The organism is Sphingomonas guangdongensis (assembly GCF_900199185.1).
Lineage (GTDB): Bacteria > Pseudomonadota > Alphaproteobacteria > Sphingomonadales > Sphingomonadaceae > Sphingomonas > Sphingomonas guangdongensis.
Genome location: NZ_OBMI01000003.1, coordinates 738,774 through 756,694, shown reverse-complemented (window position 1 = coordinate 756,694; position 17,921 = coordinate 738,774). Strand labels below are relative to the sequence as shown.

General features: G+C 64.9%; 12 protein-coding genes. 5 read left to right on the top strand and 7 right to left on the bottom strand.

Annotated features, from left to right (window positions below):
* The first annotated feature begins 162 nt into the window (after positions 1 to 162).
* Positions 163 to 1,512 (top strand): conjugal transfer protein TraH, encoded by a 1,350-nt coding sequence (locus tag CRO12_RS15840; protein ID WP_097065124.1) that lies wholly within the window; start codon positions 163 to 165, stop codon positions 1,510 to 1,512.
* A gap of 19 nt (positions 1,513 to 1,531) precedes the next feature.
* A complete protein-coding gene (locus CRO12_RS15835; RefSeq protein ID WP_097064893.1) occupies positions 1,532 to 4,267 on the top strand; it encodes a conjugal transfer protein TraG N-terminal domain-containing protein in 2,736 nt (911 codons plus the stop codon).
* Between the two features lie 768 nt (positions 4,268 to 5,035).
* On the opposite strand, the gene CRO12_RS15830 is transcribed toward CRO12_RS15835, so the two are convergent.
* From CRO12_RS15830 to CRO12_RS15800, 6 genes are all read right to left on the bottom strand, one after another.
* Positions 5,036 to 8,833: an SIR2 family protein gene (locus tag CRO12_RS15830; RefSeq protein WP_097064892.1), complete on the bottom strand. Its 3,798-nt coding sequence runs from the start codon at positions 8,831 to 8,833 to the stop codon at positions 5,036 to 5,038.
* A 9-nt stretch (positions 8,834 to 8,842) separates the two neighbouring features.
* The gene (locus CRO12_RS15825) at positions 8,843 to 9,742 is read right to left on the bottom strand and encodes a hypothetical protein (RefSeq protein ID WP_097064891.1); all 900 of its coding nucleotides are present in this window, start codon (positions 9,740 to 9,742) and stop codon (positions 8,843 to 8,845) included.
* 167 nt (positions 9,743 to 9,909) lie between these two features.
* The gene (locus tag CRO12_RS15820; RefSeq protein WP_179641056.1) at positions 9,910 to 10,614 is read right to left on the bottom strand and encodes a helix-turn-helix domain-containing protein; all 705 of its coding nucleotides are present in this window, start codon (positions 10,612 to 10,614) and stop codon (positions 9,910 to 9,912) included.
* Between the two features lie 342 nt (positions 10,615 to 10,956).
* Complete coding sequence (locus CRO12_RS18075) at positions 10,957 to 11,145, bottom strand: hypothetical protein (RefSeq protein WP_179641055.1); 189 nt, start codon at positions 11,143 to 11,145, stop codon at positions 10,957 to 10,959.
* 275 nt (positions 11,146 to 11,420) lie between these two features.
* Entirely contained in the window at positions 11,421 to 12,095 is a 675-nt protein-coding gene (locus CRO12_RS15810) for a putative quinol monooxygenase (protein ID WP_010408781.1), read from the bottom strand.
* A gap of 365 nt (positions 12,096 to 12,460) precedes the next feature.
* The gene (locus CRO12_RS15800; RefSeq protein ID WP_035366856.1) at positions 12,461 to 13,636 is read right to left on the bottom strand and encodes a zinc-dependent alcohol dehydrogenase; all 1,176 of its coding nucleotides are present in this window, start codon (positions 13,634 to 13,636) and stop codon (positions 12,461 to 12,463) included.
* Positions 13,637 to 13,889: 253 nt separating this feature from the next.
* Here CRO12_RS15800 and CRO12_RS15795 point away from each other — a divergent pair, with 253 nt between their 5' ends.
* Positions 13,890 to 15,308, top strand: coding sequence for a transposase (locus CRO12_RS15795; protein ID WP_097064889.1), 1,419 nt, complete (start codon positions 13,890 to 13,892; stop codon positions 15,306 to 15,308).
* A gap of 6 nt (positions 15,309 to 15,314) precedes the next feature.
* Here CRO12_RS15795 and CRO12_RS15790 read toward each other — a convergent pair whose 3' ends face one another.
* Complete coding sequence (locus CRO12_RS15790; RefSeq protein ID WP_004212894.1) at positions 15,315 to 15,881, bottom strand: recombinase family protein; 567 nt, start codon at positions 15,879 to 15,881, stop codon at positions 15,315 to 15,317.
* Positions 15,882 to 16,113: 232 nt separating this feature from the next.
* Here CRO12_RS15790 and CRO12_RS15785 point away from each other — a divergent pair, with 232 nt between their 5' ends.
* Both CRO12_RS15785 and CRO12_RS15780 read left to right on the top strand, forming a co-directional pair.
* A complete protein-coding gene (locus tag CRO12_RS15785) occupies positions 16,114 to 16,479 on the top strand; it encodes a DUF305 domain-containing protein (protein WP_206379054.1) in 366 nt (121 codons plus the stop codon).
* A gap of 1 nt (position 16,480) precedes the next feature.
* Positions 16,481 to 17,920, top strand: coding sequence for a YncE family protein (locus tag CRO12_RS15780; protein WP_097064888.1), 1,440 nt, complete (start codon positions 16,481 to 16,483; stop codon positions 17,918 to 17,920).
* The last annotated feature ends 1 nt before the right edge of the window (position 17,921 follow it).

Sequence of the window (17,921 nt, the reverse complement as noted above, 5' to 3'; positions counted from 1 at the left end):
CGCCTGCGTGCGCTCGCCCGTTCCGCGCTCGACACAACGGGCGCTGCGCTCAGCCGCTGCGGGCGCATTGCCGGCACGCTGGCCTGCTCGCTGAGCCTCGCCGGCGCCGTGGTGCCGCTGGTCCTGCCGGCTGCCCCCGCAGCGGCCGACGTCGGCGGCGCTATGGACAAGTTCGTGGCGGACGCAGGCGGCGCTGCCAACGTGACCGGGCCGAGCGCCTTTCAGGGCCAGTCGGCGGGCTATTACAGCCTCGGCAACGTCTGGACGCGCTTTCCCCAGAAGACGACCAACCTCGCCAACCTGCAGCTGCCCTCGGCCCGTGCCGGCTGCGGCGGGATTGACCTGTTCGCGGGATCCTTCTCGTTCATCAACTCGAGCGAGATCGTCGCCATGCTGAAGGCGGTCGCGAACAATGCGGTCGGCTTCGCCTTCAAGCTCGCGATCGACACCGTCTGCCCCGAATGCTCGAAGGTGATGGATGAGTTCGCCCAGAAGGCGCAGCTCATGAACAATCTCAACATTTCGAGCTGCGAGGCCGCCCAGGCCCTGGTCGGGTCCGTGTGGCCGAAGGGCGACCTCGCCGACAAGGCGATCTGCGAGGCGATCGGCAACTCCGACGGCATCTTCTCGGACTATGCCGCCGCCAAGCACGGCTGCGGCAGCAAGGGCGAGCGGAGCTCGACCATCAACGGTGCCGACCCGTCCAAATGGGATGCGGTGAACAGCGCGGTGCCGCGCAACTACACCTGGCACGTGCTCCGCGGGTCCAAGTTCTTCAACTCAGGCGGCAGCTTCGATCGCGACCTCGCCGAGTACGTCATGACCATGGTTGGCACGATCATCTACGTGCCGCCGACCGACAGTGATCCGGGCCGCTTTCAGCCGCTGACCGGTGACACGACGTCCACGCTCGTAACGGCCCTCCTCGACGGCACCAGCGCAGGCGAGGTGCAGGTCTACCACTGCGACACTGAGGATCAGTGCCTCAACCCGACATTCGCGCCTTTGTCGGTCCCAGCCGCCAAGGCGCTCCGGCCCCGCGTCACTGCACTGATCGACGGGATGGTGGAGGCAATCCGCAGCGACACCGCGATCAGCCCCGAGCAGAAGGAGCTGCTCCAGATCTCCTCGATCCCGCTCTACAAGATCCTGACCGTGCAGGCGGCCTATGCCCGCGGGCTATCGAGCGACGATCGCTCGACTTTGGCCGAGATCGCCTCGATCGACTTGCTTTACGCCATCCTCGACCAACTGGTCAGCGAGGTGGGCAAGTCGAGGGCGACCTTCATCGCCGCCGACGAGGCGAAGCTCGGGGCCTGGACGGCGCAGATCAACACGGCGCGGACCACGCTCGCCGATCGCCAGCAGACGACGCAGGCACGCGTGACCGCGATCATGGCGATCATTCAGAAGACGCAGTTCCTCGAGAACGTGCTCGCCAATTCAATGTCGCCGGGCATGGCGGCGTCCCTCGACTGGTCTCGCGGCGTCGCCGCGCACGGCCTCAACTAAGCTTCGGGATCAGCACGAGATGGGCACGGTCGAGCTCTTCACGATCGGCGGCGGCGAGTACATCGTCGCCGTCCTCAACGCGGTCGCGGCCTGGACCGGGGCAGGGGGCTACAAAAGCCTGCTCCAGGTCGTGATGGTCATGGGGCTGGCCTATTCCGTCCTGATCGTCGCCTTCAACCTTGACTGGAAGGCGTGGCTGCACTGGTTTCTCCAGGCGACGCTCATGTACATGGTGCTGATGGTGCCGCGGCTCGACGTGCACGTCACCGATCGCATCAACCCGAGCCTTGCGCCCGCGCAGGTCGCCAACGTCCCGATCGGACTGGCGATGATGGCCAGCTTCACGAGCCAGGTCGGCGACTATCTCATTCGATCGTCCGAGCTGGTCTTCGGCCTGCCGGGCGATCTCGACTACAGCCGCAACGGCATGATCTACGGCTCGCGGCTGTTCGAGGCCACCCGGAGCCTCAGGATCAACGATCCCGAGTTCGCGGCCAATCTCGACGAGCATTTCAAGCAATGCGTCTTCTATGACGTGCTGCTCGGCCGCTACTCGATGGAGACGCTGGCGAAGGCACCCGATCTCTGGAACGCGATCGCGCCCGGCAGTCAGGCGCGTGCACAGCGGTTCCTGACGCGCGACGGCTCAGGCGCGGTGACCTCAAGCATCCAGACCTGCCGCGAGGCGTACGGGACGCTCAGCGGCCAATGGAACGGCATGGTCGATGATCTCGGCCGCGTCTTCGGCAGGCAACTCTACCCGAAGCAGACGGCGGACCTCGCCCGCGCCAAGCTCTTCGCCGACCTGCCGGTCGCCTACCAGTACCTGACCGGCGTCTCCGCGTCCGCCAGCACCATCCTGCGGCAGTCGCTCACGATTAATGCCATGCAGCAGGCCATGCACAGCGCGGCGGGCACCAGCGGCACCGGCAGCGTCGACGTCTATGCCCAGACCCGCGCCGACATTCAGACCGAGCGGACCTACGGCTCGATCGCGCACGCCGCGATGAAGTGGGTGCCTGTCCTCAACATCGTCCTGACGGTGGTCTTCTACGCGCTCTTCCCGGTGCTTTTCCCGTTGTTCCTGATGCCGCGAAGCGGGCCGTACGCCCTGAAGGGCTACCTGACCGGCTTCTTCTATCTCGCGGCTTGGGGACCGCTCTACGTCATCCTACACATGGTGATGATGTTCAAAGGGGCCGCCGAGGTGGCGAGTGCCAGCAGCGGCAGCGGTCTGACGCTGGCGAGTTTCACCGGGATGACCGAGGCCAACGACGACATCGGCCTGCTCGCGGGATATCTTGTCGCCTCGATCCCGTTCCTCGCGGGCGGCATCGCGCGCGGCGCGATGGCGATCTCGAGCCAGGCGACCAGCTACCTGAACCCGTCGCAGAATGCTGCGGAGGAAGCCGCGCGGGAAGCGTCGACCGGCAACATCGCGCTAGGCAACTCGAGCTTCGACAACCAGACGGTGCAGACCCGCCAACACGACCAGTGGAACCAGGCGCCCAGCTTCACCTACGGTGCCGCGCAGACCCGCGCGTTCAACGACACGGGCACGCTCGCGACCAGCTTTGCGGGCAATCAACTACTCGACGTGCCCGTCTCCAAGCTGCCCTTCATGCCGCAGGTAACCCAGTCCGTTGCCGCCGAGGCTGCGAAGGTTGCCTCGGAGACGCGGAGCCGTGGTGAGACCCTGTCCAATCAAGCGGTCCAGAGCACCAGTACTGCGGTGACCCGGTTCCAGGAGTTCCGCCATGCCATGAGCACCGACCGCTCCGTTTCCGACAGCTACGGTAATGAGGATCGAGCGAACATCTCTTCGACGTTTAGCGAGGTAGATCAGGCCTCGCGCATGCTCCAGAGCCGGTTCGGGCTGCGGGCGGAAGTGGCTGACAGCATCGCAGTCGAAAGTTTTGTGTCTGGCTCCGCTTCTGTGGAAGGCGGCCTTGGCGCAAACTTCGGGGCCGCTCGTATCGGGGCCAGTGCCAACCTCAGCGGTGGCAAGTCGAAAAGGTGGAGCGACAGCGACCTGGCGTCTGTTTCGAGAGATGACGCTCGCATCGACGATGCGTTGCACCAATGGTCTCAGACGCATGGCTGGTCACAAAATAGGGACTCTTTCAATCGTTCAATGGTGACCAGCGGGCGCTCTGATGTTAACTCGAGTACATCGGGTATAAGCTCGAGTATGTCCGAGGCCTTTACTAGAAGCGCCGAAGCCAGGAAGTTTTTCGAGGAGGCGCGTAGGGTCGAGGAACGTTGGTCGACCTCCGATGGAAACGGAGTGCAAGGCTCAATCAACACCAGCGACTCATTTCTCCGGTTTGCGCGAGAAGAGATTTTCGGCACCCCGCTTGTGTATCGATCCTTCGATCCGGCAAACGCCACGCATTGGGCTTCTTCAGACTCGCAGATCAGCAGCGAGCGGGACCTGCTCGTGACTCGGTACATCTCCCGAGCCTCGGAGACGATGCGAAGAGACGTCCAGGAGCGTCTGGCAAGCCCAACTGCGACCGGCCTTTCTTCGCCGAGCACGTCTAGAATCGCGGGACGAGAGGCGGACGCTCGGCAGGTGGGCGTTCACCTTTCCCGTAGCAATTCACCGAGCACGACGGACCTGCTGCCGGAGGTTCGATCGGTCCAGCAACAAGGTGAAAAGATCATTTCGCGTCGGCACGCCGAACTTGAGTTGCGAACACAAGGAGCGGGATCGATTTCGCGAGAAGCGGCCAAGGCCGCGAGAGACCACTAAGTCTCTATACGGGCTCACTGAAAGGCCAAATACGTCCAACCAACAAGAATTATTACGGCGCCAAACATTAAAAACAGACGTGCGAGCGGGTCACTCCACATCTTCTTAGCGAAGTAGCTAGTTAGCCGGTTATTCGCCAACGCTCTGTCGAACTCTTGCAAGCCTCGGAGGTGATGCTTTGAGTTGGCTGCTTCCTGCCAAGCTCGATCATTCTCCGTCGCCCGAAGCCGATCGCCGCTTGTGGTCAAATCGGAAAAATTCGGGTCCGGCATGTAGCACCTGTCCGTTCGGGCACTCATCATAGCAGCGCTCTCTCCAAACCGACAGGCTCATTCCCCGTCTACGGCATGCCTCCTCTCAAGGCGCCTTAGCGCCACCCATGCCGTAGCCAGCCGCATAACTCGGACCCGGCCCCTGCTTCCGTAGCCGTCCCCGGCACAAAGGGCGAGAGCAGAAGGTCCGCACTGTGGGGGAAACCGGACTGGCCGCCTCAAAGCGATAGCTAAGGCATTTCGCCCGTTTGTTCAAATTTGAGTCACGCAACCCGGCCGGCGAATGGCCGGGAAGCTGACCATCGCAATGGCATTCGGCGGTCAGAGGTTCGATGTCCCTCGGCTCCACCATTCTAAGTGTCCGATTTCGCATGGAGATGCGAAGAGGCGACTGAATGCCGGCCCGTCGTGTGTTCCGCTTAGCGGATCGCAGGCGTAAGCTGTTTTTCTATGGTTCCGGTTTGCGCTCGCTTACGCGATAGTGCCGCAGCCGGGATCAGCCGGCGCGCCGCCGACGCAGTTCCGACAAGCGTGGATCGGCTCGGGTCTCCGGTGCATCGGCAAGAACGTCGAGCGTTTCCTCCATCTTGTAAGGCCAGAGCGTCGCGTCCTCGGCCAGGATCGCCCAGAGAAGATCGAGCATGGCGGCGGGGTAGATCAGTGCAGGATGTTGCTCAGCCTCGGACTGGAGCATGAACCCGCGCAGCATGCCGCCGCGCACCGCCACCAGCCGCGGCAGGATCGCCTGCACGACCTCCGGGAACAGGTCGCCGCTCGCCATGGCGAGATCGACGAGGCGGGTCGACATTGCCGGTGTGCGCACGGTGCGATGGTTGGGCCACACGTCGGTCAGGAACGGTACCAGGCGCGCGCGCCACTGACCTTCGGGGTCCGCCGACCAGTGTTCGAGATGCCAGAGGACCTGGCCGCGCAGGTCATCGTCGCCTTCGACCAGGATTTCGCGCAGCTCGGCGCTTGTGACGAGCTGCTCGGGTGGATCGGCATCGGCGTTGCCGCCCCACCCGATCAGCAGGAAACCGGCGATGACGTTCGCCTCCGCGCGCCGCCGTACCGGAGACATGGCTCGCGCGAGAAGTCCGGGCTTCAACTGCTCGTAGAGGGCGCGGCGCGGCGCGCGTGCAGCCCACAGGATTCCGTCCCAGAGCGCGTCGCCGTCGTCGCCCCCGTCGTCGACCACGTTGAGCAGATGTGCCGAAACCCAGTCGGGGGCGATGGCGAACAACCAGTTGATCTGGAAACCGAGCATGACCAGGGCATGGCGCCGCATGTCGCCGGGGAGGGCGAGGAGCTGCTCGAGCCGCGCGGTCCATTCCTCGGGAAAGCCTTGGCCGAGCTCGCGCCCTTTGGTGGCGGGGTCCTTCATCAACAGGCTGGCGAGCTTGCCCGCCGGCGCGTTCAGCGCATCATTGGCCCAGCTGCTGTCGACCCTGTGCTTGCGATCGTCGTTGCGGAGCGGCAGCGCGGCGATGAGCGGCGGCCATAGCAGGTCGAGCACCGGCGCGAGCTCGCCGAACAGGCGCTCGCCGAGCCCCTGCAGCCAATCGGCGACCGGATGGGCGATGCTGCTGAGCGACGCGGGCGGCAAGGCCGCGAGCCTGCCACCGATCGCGCGGGCGAGCCGCACCGGATCGGTCTTGCGCTTCTCGGCATAGAGGAAGGCCGACCAGAACGAGACCGGAACGTCGCCCTGGCGCGCGGCGTGGACGAGCGCCGCCAACGCCCTGGCTGGCTTTGCCTCGGCCAGGCCGGTGAACGGCCGACGCTCGACGAAATCGAAGAAGTCGGACTGGCCGGCCTGGCGCGCCCGATCGAGGATCTGTCCGATCGGCAGCTGCTCGAGCCCGCGCGGGTTGCGGTCGGTATTGACGGTGCGCACGACTGGAGCGTGCGAGTCTGCGGCTTCCGCGCCCGAGCGCTCCGACCAATTCACGGCGAGCGGCCGCAGCGCGGCCATTTCCGCCGCGACATCGAACGAGAATTCCACGCCCTGGCCTGCCAACCAGTGCAGCCGGTCAAGGCGATAGTGCGCTTCTGGGCGGGCCTTGCCGCTGCGGGTGTCGTCCGACCACGGATAGGTGGTGGTGCGCAGCCGCCGCTCGAAGCGCGCCCGGTCCTCGACGGAGAAGTCGGGCCAGCGATCGCGGATCGCATAGAGCAGATCGCGCTGATGCTCCGAGCCCCAGAAAATGTCGTCGGGAAAGCCGAGCAGGATGTCCGCCGCCTCGGCTGCGTCGGTGATCGGCCTGCTCGCGGCCCAGATCCGCAGTCGCCCGAAGATATGCTGGTCATCGGCGGGCCAGCCCGCGATCTCGGCTCTGGCCTGGACCGGCGCGATCCCAGCGAGCCGGTCCATCAGCTGCAGGAAGAGCGCGATCGGGCCGGTGAGGCCGAAGCTGTCGTAAGCGATCGGCGCGGCTCCGTCGTCGGAGCGCGTCGTCTCCAAATAGACGTGATCGTGCCCAGAGATCTCGACTTCGAGCGAGCGAGCGAGGTCGAGGTTCTCGCGAAAGCGCGTGACCGCATAGCCAAGCTGCTCGTTGGGAAGTTCCAGCAGCTCGTAGGGATGCGGATAGTCGACGTCGTAGGAGAGCAGAGGATTGGGCCGATCGTTTTCGGTCCACGATAGGGGGTGTGGAATGCCGAACTTGCGATCCACCTTGAGACGCGGGCGGAACAGTGCCGCATAGTCGCGCACCAGCGATTGCGACCAGCCGTCGCGGGCGACGCGGGTGCTGAGCTCGTAATAGCCGTGGTTCGGATCGACCCGGCGATCGGACCAGCTGGCGATCAGGAAGCGCCAGCCGCGCCGGATGTCGTCGGGCCAGCGATCGGGATCTTGCCGCAGCCAAGCCTGGATCATGTCGACGGTGCGCGGGTGAAGCGGGCCGCGCGCGGCCGCCCACCAGAGCGCGATCGGCTGGTGGGCGACGCTGTGGAACCAGATCGCGAGATGGCCGAGGCGCGTGCTGAGCGCGCCGGTCGCCGTCACCTTATCGCCGCAGAAGTCACCGAAGCTCGCGTCCTGAGCATCGTCCTGATCGAAGCGGGTCGGCGCGAAGGCGCTCCACGATCCTTCTGGGACCGGCCGGTCGCGCAGGTCGTCGCCCTCGTCGACCGGCTGCGGTGGCGTGTCGAAGTCGAGCGCTAGGCTCTCATACGGATCGATGCGCTCGCCCGACTCGCCATAGGGGTCGACCGGACCGGGCTTGTCGAAGCGCTGGCGCGGATCGAGCGCTAGCAGCCAGGATGCAGGAAGCGGCGGTTCGGCGATGCTGACGCGCCGCGCGCCCTCGCGGGTCGAGAGCATGTGCGCGATCTGCCCGCGCACATGCGGATCGAGCGCGGCCGGCCCCACGGCGGCCCTCTCCAGAAGACCGGCATACCAGCCGTCGACGTCGCGCGCGCGTTCGGCCCAGGCGCCGAGACTGTCCCACAGGGGATCGAAATTCTGGCTGTTGTTGAACGGGATCGCCCGCACGCCGCGATGTTCCCAAAGCGCGGCGTCGTCCGCATTGCTGCCCGGCTGAAAGGCGAACAGCCGGCTGCGGTTGCCCGCGTGGAGGTTGAGCGCCTCGAGCAGATATTGGACGGGCGGATCGTCGGCACCGTAGCCGACGAAGACGATCTGGAAGCGCGCCAGCAGCGACTGCATGAACCGTGTGGCCCAGCCGTCCGACAGGTAGGCGCGGCCGAAGTCCGCACTGGAAACGATGAACTCCTCGTCCCCCGGTCCGGAATAGTCGCCGTTTACGCGGCCGTGGAGATGGACGATTCCGCCGAACTCGGCGCTGCGCGGATCGGGCAGCGCCGGCGGCCCCGAGCAGGCAATGCCGGGCGCGGCGGCCTCGAACAAAAGGTCGAAGTTGGTGGTGACCAGCCGGACCGTGCCGTCGCGTCCGCGCGATAGATCGATCAGCGTCCGGTGCGCACTGGCGTCGGCATCGTCGGCCGGCTTGATCGCCCGCGCAACCGCCCTTTGGACGTCTCGCTGCTCGAACTCGCGCTCGAGCAGGCTGAAGATGCGGTCGGTCGCGATCAGGCCGCCGACCCCGTCGATCGGATCGAGCGCCTTGATGCGCAGGAAGAGCTTGCGAGCGAGGCTCTTCTCGCCTGCGCCGAGGATGTCGATGACGTCGCCGCCGAGTTTGAGGAAGTCGGGAAGGCCGGCGCGGTGACGCGAGACGCCCGCCCCGCAGAAGAAGATGACGTCGCCGGCATCACGCGCGATCAGCAGATCGTCGGGGATCGAGGGGCCGTTGGCGAGAAAGCGCATGACGGAGAGTTAGCGCGGATCGGCGGCGCGTGCATCGGGCGATGCGCCATCGTCCGTGTCCGGCGGCTGCGGAGGCCGCCAGTCCGTTCCGACATAGGCGCCGAACCCGCGCAGGACCCGGCGCGCCGTGTTGGACACGATCTGCAGATTGTCGTCGGCGCTGAGGACACCGTTGAAGAAGGTCCCCATCGCCGCGATCTGCATGTCGACGACATCGTTGACCCGCCGCGGCAGGTTCTTTCCCACCGTCCGGCCGACGCGGACCCACTCCATGTAGTAGAGCAGCATGCAGAGCGAGTAACGGAAGGCGAACAGGCCCATGGCGTCGCGCAGCAGCATCGGTGCGCGCCGGCCCGGATCCTGGTTCTGCAGGATGAAGCTGCCGGTGGTCTGCTTGAGTAGGTCGAGGAGCTTGCGGCGGGTGCTATCCTCGATGTGCTGCACGGTGCGGATCTGCGTCAGCTCCGCCTGCGTGAAATCCCGGGCGGCGTTGACGAGGCCCGGCTCCAGCTCGGCCACTTGGTCGGCGAGCCGTGACATGATCAGGCGCGCATTCGCCTCATGCTCGGCCATCTCTTCCGCTAAGCCCGGCGGCGGAGGGAGCGTCTGCAGACGCCGGCACAAGGCCGCGAACTGTATCGTTTCGTCATAATCGAACAGCGCGTGTGTCGCTGCTTCGCACGTCACATGTTCATCGAGGATCTGGTCGGTGCGGCGGAGCACGAACAGCTGGGTCGGGAACTGCGCGGCGATCCGGACCGACTCGCGCGATGTCGCCAGCGCCTTCGACTTGCGCATCTCGACGAGGGTCAGATCCGAGAGCGCAATAGCATGGTCGCGCGACGCCTGCAGATAGGCTTTTAGCCCGACATGGCGAAGGGCGTTCGAACCCGCGAGCAAGGTGATCATGCTGCCGGTGAAGCAGGCTCATGGGGGAGCTGCAATTCGCTTCCATGAAAGAGCCAGCCAAGACCCCGCAGCTCAGCCCGACGGCGTCGGCTCCACGACCAGCTCCATCAACCAGCTGAGCGGGACCGTCGCCGAGCGCGCTCGCCGCCCAGCCGTGTACGGCCTGCCTAGGCAGTTCCCAGGTCGCGCAGCCAGTCTTCCAGGGTGTCGGGCTGCGCCGGGAAGACAACTTCCTGGCCGGGATTCTCCCATTTGCCCAGGCCGTCCATGACATAGGCCCGGTCGATGAGTTCGTCCCGCGTACCCACGCGCAGCACCGCGCAGACGTAGTCGCATTGCCCCATGAGCACGGGCTGTCCGGCGCCACAATCGTCATCTACTTCGTAGGCCGTGACGGTGAAGGTGGCGCCGGTGACGGTCAGACCGTGCTTGGTCATGGCGTTGAGAAGCTGCAGGGCTTCGAGTTCCAGCTTCACCTGCCCGACGGCACCGGCCGGAATGCGGCTCGGGCCGAGCGGCGAACACCATGCCTGAAGCTGTTCGACGAGTTCCGCCTGGCCGAGATCGCTCAGCTCGACGAAGCCGAAGTCGAGGGATTCGCTCCGCCCGATCAGGCCAACGAGCTGGCGTCCGCTGCGGATCGTCTCCAGCGGCAGATAGGGCTGATCGTCCTGAGCCTGCTCCGACGATGTCAGGTCGGTCGCATGGAGATCGAACGCGGCCGCTAGCGACGCGATCGTGTCGGCCGAGAGCCGCTCGCCCCGCTCCGCGCGCTGGATCGTCGCAAGCGCCAGGCCTGACCGTCCGGCCAGATCCTCCTGGGTCATCGCCCGCTCCTTGCGGAGCGTCTTCACGCGGTCGCCGAACGCCATGATGGGAGTATAAAGGGTCATCGTCTGTTCCTCCATTGCTGGTGGCGCAGCTTTCGTCCCGGCCGTGGTCGTCAGGCCACGTCAGCAACCCTCAGGCGAAGCGTCAGCGGTATTCCACCGCAGGTCGTCGCTCACCCATCAGCATAGCGGCGACCTAAGGCGCCTCTCCCTTGATCGAGCCGATGTCCGCGATCGCGTGGCGTTGGTCGCCGGCCAGGCCGACTTCCTGTCCCTGTTCCAGTAGCAAGGAACCTTACCAACCGGCCGACGCTGACCTTATGACGGTCAACGGCGGTGCATGCAGCCGTAAAGCCGTAGGTAAGGTCATTAGCCGGTGAGCGTCTACTCGCCGAACAGGACGCTGAAGAAGGCCTGATTGCGCTTCTTCGCATGGGCGATCAGGGTGTCATAGCCCATCGCCTGGATGAAGATCTGCTCGTTGTCGCGGTGGCGGACGTAGATGTCTGGGTTCCAGTCGTTCTTGAAGTCGTGGTTGCGCAGCACGGTCACGAGAGACGGCTTCAGGTGCATCCCTCAAATCCACGGTTCACTACCCGCTCTGCTGAGGCCTTGGCGGGCGATTTTACGTTGGAGGATCTGGGCTTCATCTTCGTTCCTTCGTCACTACGACGAAGCCCAGATCCTCCTTAAATCACAACCTCAAATCTGTGCCATTGGTGCTGACGGCGGACAAGGGGCCTTGGTGAGCTTCGAATCCGTGCCCGCGGACTTGAACGCGAACGCGGCCCCGGCTGCCGCGGTGCTGGCGACGGCCGCTCCAACGAGCACCTTCTGCTTCGTGTCCATCAGACTGTCCCTCTCTCAAGCGGCCGCGCGACCGACGTGTTCCTGCTCGTCCTCTCCTCATCACCAGCGGATGCAATCTTGAACGCCAAGATTTGTGCGCGGTGGATCTGGGGAGGCTCGGCGAACAGCGAAGCAGCGCTTCCGGATAGCGCCGTGCCGATTTCGCCCGACAGATGCGTCTCGCGCCCTGCCTCGTCGGCGAAGGTATCGAGGATGGCGAACCGAGTCTTTCCGAGACGCAGAGCGTACCACGACAGGGTGCCAGGCTCCCGCTCCACGGCCGATCGGGCTCCTTGGAGGAAGCGGGCAACCTCTTCCTCCGCACCGTCCCGTGCTTCAAGCGGAACATGCAGGGCCAAGCGCGGCAGGGCGTCCGCCGCCGGCACCTTGAGGGCGAGGATGTCGGCCGGCTCGATCTCCGGCAATCCGTTGAGGATGGTGAAGGTCTTCACCACCAGCGCCCGGCCGACCGTGCCGAACAGATGCTTCAGCCGGCCGGCATTGCCGGGGAAGGTATCGAAGATGGCGAAGTCGGCGGGGCCAAAGCGCAGCGCGTACCAGTGCCGCGTGTCCTGCTCATGCTCGACCGGCTCCAGCGCACCCCGGAGGAATTCAGCGGCATCTTCCTGGTGGGTCGGCCCGGCTTCAATGCCTACGAACAGTGCCTTGTGCATCTTTTCTCTCCTTGTTCCGATGGTAGCGCCTCGAGCTCCACGGAAGGCGTCCTGGGCCTAAATCATGGGAAGTTCGCGCGGCCGGGCGCCGACAGCCCGTTCGGCCAAGGCGACTTCCCCGGCCCGCGCACCCCTGGCGGGCGCGTGCTGGAGGAGATCGCGGCCAGCCACGGCGCGACCGCACGCCAAGTGGCGCTTCGCTTCCTGGTGCGTCGGCCATCGCTGTTCGCTATGGTCAACGAGTCCTGACCCTAGGTCTGCCGACATACTTGGTCGCAAGCTGATCGACACCGCCGCTACACGTGCTCCAAAGCGGCGGTGTCGATCGGCATCGATAAGCGCCCTGTTTCCGGTTATTCCGCCAATCAACCGTGCGGGCGCATAACAACCTTGATCACACCTTCTTCCTTGTCGCGGAATTTAGCGTACATTTCTGGCGCGTCTTCAAGACTGGCCGGGTGGGTGATCACGAAGCTGGGGTCGATCGCGCCCGCGACGATTTTTTCCAGCAACGGTCTAGTATAGCGCTGCACGTGGGTTTGGCCGAGCTTGATCGTTAGTCCTTTGTTCATCGCTGCACCGATCGGAAGCTTGTCACCCATCCCGACGTAGACGCCGGGCACGGAGACCGTGCCGCCCTTGCGGCAGCTCATGATCGCCTGCCGCAGGACGTGGACGCGATCAGTGGCGAGCATCATGCTTGCCTTCACCTTGTCCATGACCGCGTCCGCCGCCCCGTGCGCGGCCGCCTCGCAGCCGACAGCATCGATGCAGCTGTCGGGGCCCCGGCCCTTGGTTCGCGCCTGCAGCTCGTCATAGACATCGGTTTCGGCGAAGTTAATCGTCTCAGCGCCACCGGCCTCCGCCATGGCGAGTCGCTCGGGCACCTCGTCGATCGCGATCACGCGGCCGGCGCCCATCATCAGCGCGGAGCGGATGGCGAACTGGCCGACCGGACCGCAGCCCCAGATCGCGACGGTGTCGCCATGCTCGATCTGCGCATTCTCGGCGGCCATGTAGCCGGTCGGGAAGATATCCGATAGGAAGAGGGCCTGCTCGTCGGTAACGTTGTCGGGAATCTTGATCGGACCGACATCCGCCATCGGCACGCGGAGATACTCCGCCTGACCGCCGCAGTAGCCGCCCAGCATGTGGCTGAAGCCGAACAGCCCGGCGGGCGAATGGCCCATCGCCTTGGCGGCCATCTCGGCGTTCGGATTGGTCCGATCGCAGGCCGCAAACAGACCCTTCTTGCAGAACCAGCAATCGCCGCAGCTGATCGTGAACGGCACCACCACCCGGTCCCCGATCTTGAGGTTGGTGACCTCGGACCCGAGCGCCACGACCTCGCCCATGTTCTCGTGGCCGAGGATGTCGCCGGCCTCCATGGTGGGCTGGTAGCCATCCAGCAGGTGAAGGTCCGACCCGCAGATCGCGCAGGCGGTTACTTTGATGATCGCATCGCGCGGGTGCTTGATCTCGGGATCCGCGACGGTGTCGACACGGACATCGCCCTTACCGTGCCAGCATAGTGCGCGCATGTCGTTTCCCCCATCTAATCGGACGTCCCCGTCGTAAGGACCTCGCCCAAGGCGCTCAACGCCTTGGGCTGCGGCATGGTTCCCGTCTGTCGGATCCGTGAACGAGCAGCCATTTTCGGGCAACGATCGGCGAGCTCACCCGCGACATCAGGCTCAAACTGTTCGTAAAACGGCCGGGGCTGTTGAAAAAGGCGGGGTGATCCGATCGCGTTCCTAACGGGTTCCCGGCTTCGACACATCAGGAGCAGCGGCCATGATGGGTGAGCAACAGCGAGGCGGCAAGGGCGCAAGTTGGCGGGCGCTGGGAGTAATGATCCCCGCCGATCACATCCTACGCAGGATAGACGGGCTGATCGACCTGGGTGAACTGCGCGATGCGCTCGCGCCGCACTACAGCCGCCGTGGGCGTCCCTCGATCGCGCCCGAATTGCTGGTCCGCATGGCGCTGATCGCTCGCCTGTATGGCATCACGTCGGAGCGCCGGCTGTGCGAGGAAGTCCGCTTCAACCTCGCCTATCGCTGGTTCTGCCGATTGCCGCCCGATGCGCCCGTGCCGCACCACTCGACGTTCAGCAAGAACCGGCATGGCCGCTTTCGCGATGCCGGCATCTTCCGCATCCTGTTCGAGCAGACCGTGCGGCGCAGCGCCAACGCGGGAATGATCGTCCACAAGGATGCCGCAGTCGACGCTTCGTTCGTCGCGGCCGATGCAAGTTGGCAGCGCAAGATGCGGGACGCCGACATGGCCGCGCCCCGGCTTTCCCGCCCGGTTTGTGAATGGCTGGCGGATCAGGCCAATGCTCCACCGCAGGAACATGGCGTACCGCGTGGAAAGCCGGCCGAGGTGTCACGCACCGATCCGGCGTCGGCATGGTCAGCGCGCACGGCGCGGGGCCGGTTCGGCTATGCCTTCAATGTCCTGATCGACACGCCGGGAGGGGTGGCGATTGACGTGGAGGCCAGTCCCGCCCGCTTCGCGGCGGAAGTCGATGCGGGGCGGACCATGCTGGCACGGGCCGACGATCGGTTCGGCTACCGGCCAAAGCGTGTCGCGGCCGACACCGCCGATGGCAGCGCCGCGTTTCTGGCGTTCGTCACCGATCGCGGCACCATCCCGCATATCCCGGTGCTGGAACGATCCGAACAGACCAAGGGTAAATTCCCCCGCGAAGCCTTCCGCTATGAGCGGGAGCAGGACCGCTATGTCTGCCCCGCTGGGAAGATACTGCCCTTTCGCGGTGCCGATCGTCGGGCGGGCTTTCTCCGATACAGCGCCAGTCCTGCCGATTGCCGCGCCTGTCACCTCAAACGGAAATGCACCGCAGGCAGCAACAGGTCGGTCACGCACAGCGAACATGAGGACGTGCGTGAGCTGGTGCGCGGCGAGATGCAAACGCCGCTATTCAAGCGGTCGATGCGGCTACGCCGGGGTGTCGAGCGGGTGTTTGCCGATGCCAAAGGCAAGCGAGGGCTGACCCGTTTGCACCTTCGCGGCCTGCGCGGTGCCGAGGAAGAGTTTCTGTTGGGCGCGGTCATTGCCAATCTCGTGCTATTGGCCCGTCCTGACGCACGACCGGCACGGACCCGCCGCCCGCCCCCGGAGCGGATTGACCACATGGCTCGGATCAGCCGGGGCCGGTTCGAGCAATCCTACTACGCGACAATCTTCTGACACCGATTAGCCGGGTTCGCGTTCGGCCGCAGGGAAATGGCGATAGAAGGTGGAACGGCCGACCTGTAGCAGCTTTGCGACCTTCGCTGGTTTGTCGCCGGCCTTGAGCAGCTTGCGGGCGGTGTCGAGCATGTCGGGCGTCATTACGGACTTGCGGCCTCCACCCGTGCCGCCCTTTGCCCGTGCCGCTGCCAAACCGGCAATCGTCCGTTCCTTTATCAGTTCGCGCTCCATCTCCGCGACCGAGGCGAGAATGTGGAACAGCAGCCGGCCCGATGGGGTGGCCGTGTCGAACCCGTCCGTCAGCGATCGGAAATCAATCTTGCGAGCGGACAGGTCGGCCGCCAGTTCGATCAGGCCCCCGATCGAACGGCCAAGGCGATCGAGCTTCCATATCACCAACGTGTCACCGGCCCGCACGAAATTGAGAGCTTCGGTCAGACCGGGACGGTTCAGCTTCGCACCGCTCACCTTGTCGGTGAACAGCTTTTCGCACCCTGCCTTGGTCAGCGCATCGGTTTGTAGCGTCAGGTCCTGATCGGAGGTCGAGACACGCGCATAACCAACCAGCATGAGTCCCGTTATCCCATCTCAAACAGCGAATTTCGGGACTCATATTTCGGGAACATATTTTGGGAAAGCCCCGGCGGGGATACAGCGGATTTTTCTGCCGGTGACGGTCGTCCCGTTGGAGGTTCCCAATCGGGAAGGCTGATAACCGGCTCACCCATGGAATAAACCCGGACGAGCGTCGTCTATGCTTTCAGGACTGATGCGCCGGAGGCTTATGCGTAGACGATATTGGATGCTCGGTCTGACTGCTTCGGCCCTGCTCACAGGCGCAGTCGCGGCCGCCCCTGCCGGTGGTTACGCCAGCATGGTGGCTGCCGCGATGGACCGGATGATGGCGGGCATGATGGTCAAGCCGTCCGGCGACGTCGACCGCGACTTCGTCACGATGATGCTTCCGCATCATCAGGGTGCCATCGATATGGCGGTGGCGGAGCTTCGCTACGGCCACAACGAGCAGCTCAAGCGCATCGCGCAGGAGATCATCATTGATCAGCAGCAGGAGATCGCCGCCATGAAGCTGGCGATCGGTCAGCCGCTACCCCCTTCGACGCCAGCCCCGACGCAGGGCGGCGACCACCACAGCCATATGGAGCACTGACATGATCCGGACCATCCTGCGCTCGGCCGCCTTGCTGATGAGCGCCGCACCGGGGATCGCCATGGCCCAGCAGGCGCCATGGAACGCCAGGGACGTACCCGTCAGCCACCGCGACCGCGTCTATGCGTCCGAACAATTCTCCAACACGGTGTCGGTGACGGACCCGGCCGACAACCGGCTGCTCGGCGTCATCAAGCTGGGCGATCCCCAGCCGATGAACTTTTCGCCGCTCTACAAGGGACAGGTGCTGGTCCACGGCCTCGGCTTCTCGCCGGACGGGAAGACCTTGGCGGTCGTGTCGATCGGATCGAACGCCGTGTCGTGGATCGACACCGCCACCAACACCGTCAAGCACACGACCTATGTCGGGCGCAGTCCGCACGAGGCGTTCTTCACGCCAAACGGCAAGGAGGTGTGGGTTACGGTACGCGGCGAGGACTATATCGCCGTGCTCGACCCTACGACGTACAAGGAGACGGGGCGCATCAAGACGCCCGGTGGTCCGGGCATGACGATCTTCTCTCCCGATGGCCGGTACGGCTATGTCTGTTCGTCGTTCAATCCGGTGCTGGCCGTGTTCGATGTCGCGACCCACGCGCAGGTCGGACAGGTGGCACAGCCAAGCCCGTTCTGTCCCAATATTGCCGCGACGCCGGACGGCAAGCAGGTGTGGTTCACGCTGAAGGACATCGGCAAGACGGTCGCATTCGATGCGAGACCACCCTTCGCGATCCTGAAGGTGCTGGATACCGGGCCGATCACCAACCATGTCAACTTCGCCCGCACGGCCAAGGGGCAGTTCGCCTATGTGACGGTCGGCGGAGAGAATGCGGTGAAGGTGTTCCGCACATCCGACTTCGCGCCCGTCGCCACCATCCCGGTCGGCAAGATGCCGCACGGTGTCTGGCCATCGGGCGACGGCCGGCGCATCTACGTCGGGCTGGAGAATGCCGATGAGCTCGCCGCGATCGACACCGCTGGCAACACGGTCGTTGCCACCGTGCCGGTCGGACAGGCACCGCAGGCGATCGCCTATGTGTCGAACGCAGTTCCGACAGGCCCCGGCACCGACAATCTCCAGCCGCTCGGCACGGCCGGCAAGGCGTTGCATCTGACCATGGGGCCGATCGGCGGCAAAGGTACAGCAAGCAGCATCACCCTCTTCGACCAGGGCATCATTCAGGTCGTGCAAAGTGCCGTTACCGGTTTGCAGCCCAAAAAGCCTTACATGCTCGTGCTGACCGCCAATGCGGACGGCAGTGGTGCGTTAGAGCCGCTTGCGAACTTCATGAGCAACCCGGCAGGTGCGGCGATCGTCAACGCATCGGGTCCGATCCGGCAGATCGTTCAGGGCAGCACCGCGACGCCCCGCCGCTTTCTGGCGGTGGCGGAGGTGGTGAACGGCGCGCCTGGACGCATCGTGCAGGTGCAGCGCGACTGAA